The organism is Variovorax sp. 20P10.2.4 (assembly GCF_058244205.1).
Genome location: NZ_JBZAYE010000809.1, coordinates 1 through 2,855 on the forward strand (window position 1 = coordinate 1; position 2,855 = coordinate 2,855).

A 2,855-nucleotide genomic window follows, 5' to 3' on the forward strand; every position below is an offset into this window, starting at 1 on the left:
CATGGTGGCCGTGCTGCTCGGCACCGCCGACCTCACGGCCGACGGCCTGCTCGACCACCTGCTCGAAGGCCGCGTGGGCCAGGCCGGCGGCATCCTCGTGATCTCGCCGCGCGACCGGCTGTTCGTCGCCTCGACCGATGCGACGATGATGCTCACCCCCACCCCGCCCGACGGCGTGAACCCGTTGCACGACCGCGCGATGGCGGGCTACCGCGGCAGCGGCACGACGCGCAACGCGAGGGGCATCGACGAGATCTCGGCCATCGCCTCGGTGCCGACCACCGGCTGGTTCGTGGTGGCGCGGCTGCCGGTGTCGGAGGCGCTGGCGCCGGTGGCGCGCATGCAGGCCTTCATCCTGCAGCAGCGCGCGCCGGCCGTGACGATGGTGCTGATCGTGATCGGCCTGATCATGACCTGGCTGCTGCGCCCGCTGCTGCGCGCCGCCGATCAGGCCGACCGCATGACGCGCGGCGAGCTGCCGCTGGCGCCGCTGCGCGTGGTGCGCGACGACGAGATCGGCCACCTGACGCAGGCCTTCAACCGGCTGCTGGCCAAGCTGGTCGACAACCAGCAGGCGCTGGCGCGGCTGGCCCATCACGACACGCTGACCGGCCTGCCCAACCGCAAGCTGCTCGACGAGCGGCTGCAGCAGGCGCTGGCCCAGGCCGCGCGCCATGGGCAGCAGGTGGCGGTGCTCTACCTGGACCTCGACGGTTTCAAGCGGCTCAACGACACCCTGGGCCACGAGGCCGGCGACCTCGCGCTGCGCGAGATCGCGGGCCGGCTGCAGGCCCTGGTGCGGCAGACCGACACCGTGGCGCGCATCGGCGGCGACGAGTTCGTGCTGCTCGCCACCGGCCTCGCCGAGCCCGTGGAACAGGGCGCGCAGGTGCTGGCGCAACGCTGCATCGCGGCGATCGCCGAGCCGCTGCAGCTGGCGCGCGCGAGCACGCTGATCGGCGTGTCGGTGGGCATCGCGCTGGGCAGCGGCGGCGAGACGCCGCGCGACCTGCTCGCGGCCGCCGACCAGGCGATGTACCGCGCCAAACAGGACGGCCACGCCCTGTCCGCGGTGCGCTGAGCGCCGCTCAGCCCGCCGCGTCGGTGCGCGGCAGCCGCAGGTGCTTCTTGAGGTGCTCGAACACCTGCCGCGTGACCGGGTTCACCACGTGGCTGCGCACGTAGAGATGGTAGGCCAGGTCGGGCAGCCGCGGCATGCCGTCGCCCACGCCGAGCACGCGCAGGCCCGCGTCGAGCTGCTCCACGCCGCGCGCCGTCACGCCGAGCCCCGCGCGCAGCGCCGCCTTGATGCCGATCAGGCTCGAGGAGGTGTAGCGCGGCGTCCAGGCCACGCCGGCCGCGTCGAGCGCCTCGTGGCCGATGCGCCGGAAGATGCTGGGCCCGTCGGCCATGATCAGCGGCACCGGCTTCGCGCGGTCGTGCACATAGCCCGCGGCGCACAGCCACACGGTCGGCGAGTTGCGCAGCACCACGCCCTCGAACTGGGTGTCGATGCGGTTCGAGATGATCATGTCGACCTCGCCACGCTTGAGCGAAGTCATGAGGTAGGGGCTGCGCGCCACGTGGATGTCGAGCTGCAGCAGCGGCGAGGTGCGCGCCACCTCGGTCAGCAGCAGCGGCAGCATGGTCTCGGCCACGTCGTGCGGCGCGCCGATGCGCAGGTTGCCCTCGAGCTGCCCCTCGCGCAGGCTGCGCAGCGCCTCGTCGTTGAGCGCCAGCAGGTGGTGCGCGTAGTTGAGCAGGCGCTGGCCGTGCTCGGTCAGCCGCTTCTGCCGGCCCTGCTTCGCGAACAGCGGATGGCCGATCTGCTCCTCGAGCCGCTGCATCTGCTGCGTGACGGCCGACTGCGTGCGGTCCAGGTGCACCGCCGCGGCGGCGAAGCTGCGATGGGTGACGACGGCCGCGAGCGTGCGCAGCAGTTCGAGGTCGAGCGTGGGCATCCATTAATTTTATTGATGTGTTTTGCGCCCGTGCTGGATTGTTCGGCAGCGCCGGGCTCACTACAGTGGCTGCACAGAAATCAGGCATCCCCACAGGAGAAACCGCATGAGCACCGCATCCGCCCCGCGCCGCGAGGCCGTCCAGAACGCCATCGGCCAGATGAAGAAAACCATCGACGGCGGTGAACCGACGCGCGAGAAGCTGGCCGAGGTGCTCGAAGCGCTGCAGGGCCTGGCCGCCCGCACCGAGTACTGGCAGGCCGGCGACTACCCGCCGCCCGAGCCCGGCGAACACCAGGCGCGCTACCTGATCGCCGAGGACGCCGACCAGAGCTATGCGCTCTATCTCAACGTGATGCGCCCGGGCAAGCGCATCGTGCCGCACAACCACACGACCTGGGCCTGCATCGCCGCGGTGGAAGGCACCGAGCACAACCGCGTCTACCAGCGGCTGGACGACGGCTCGGTGCCCGGCGTGGGCCGGCTCGAGGAGACCGCGCTGGTGGTGGTCGCGCCCGGCGCCGGCATCGCGCTGATGCCCGAGGACATCCACTCGGTCGAGATCCAGGGCGAGCAGACCATCCGCCACCTCCACATGTACGGCCGCGCGCTCGAGACGCTGGACCGCCGTACCGCCTACGACCTCGCGGCCGGTACCTGCCAGACCATGGGCATCGGCGTGCAGACGCGGCGCTGAGCCGGCTCCCTCGCTTCCTTCCTTTCCGCTCCCCATGACCTCCATCGACCCGAAGACCCTCAAGCGCTGGCTGCACGACGGCGGCGAGATCGCGCTGCTCGACGTGCGCGAGCACGGCCAGTACGGCGAGTCGCACCTGTTCTACGGCGTGCCGCTGCCCTTCAGCCGGCTCGAGCTCGATGCGCCGCGCCTGCTGC

4 protein-coding genes are annotated in these 2,855 nt (G+C 71.6%); 3 read left to right on the forward strand and 1 reads right to left on the reverse strand.

All coding sequences use genetic code 11. The annotated features are described in order from the left end of the window. Positions 1-1,081: diguanylate cyclase domain-containing protein (locus AC27VN_RS37880; RefSeq protein WP_490879989.1), on the forward strand; the 1,081-nt coding region annotated here is incomplete at its 5' end. A gap of 7 nt (positions 1,082-1,088) precedes the next feature. Here the strand turns inward: AC27VN_RS37880 and AC27VN_RS37885 are convergent. Further along, on the reverse strand, positions 1,089-1,961 hold the full coding sequence (locus tag AC27VN_RS37885; protein ID WP_093340640.1) for a LysR substrate-binding domain-containing protein: 873 nt from the start codon (positions 1,959-1,961) through the stop codon (positions 1,089-1,091). A gap of 106 nt (positions 1,962-2,067) precedes the next feature. Here AC27VN_RS37885 and AC27VN_RS37890 point away from each other — a divergent pair, with 106 nt between their 5' ends. Both AC27VN_RS37890 and AC27VN_RS37895 read left to right on the forward strand, forming a co-directional pair. After that, complete coding sequence (locus AC27VN_RS37890) at positions 2,068-2,658, forward strand: cysteine dioxygenase family protein (RefSeq protein WP_208510171.1); 591 nt, start codon at positions 2,068-2,070, stop codon at positions 2,656-2,658. Positions 2,659-2,692: 34 nt separating this feature from the next. Beyond that, a partial coding sequence (locus tag AC27VN_RS37895) for a rhodanese-like domain-containing protein (RefSeq protein WP_490879990.1) occupies positions 2,693-2,855 on the forward strand: 163 nt, incomplete at its 3' end.

Coding starts and splice junctions, on each gene's coding strand:
- AC27VN_RS37885 (WP_093340640.1), bottom strand. CDS start 1,961: ATGCCCACGCTCGACCTCGAACTGCTGCGCACGCTCGCGGCCGTCGTC.
- AC27VN_RS37890 (WP_208510171.1), top strand. CDS start 2,068: ATGAGCACCGCATCCGCCCCGCGCCGCGAGGCCGTCCAGAACGCCATC.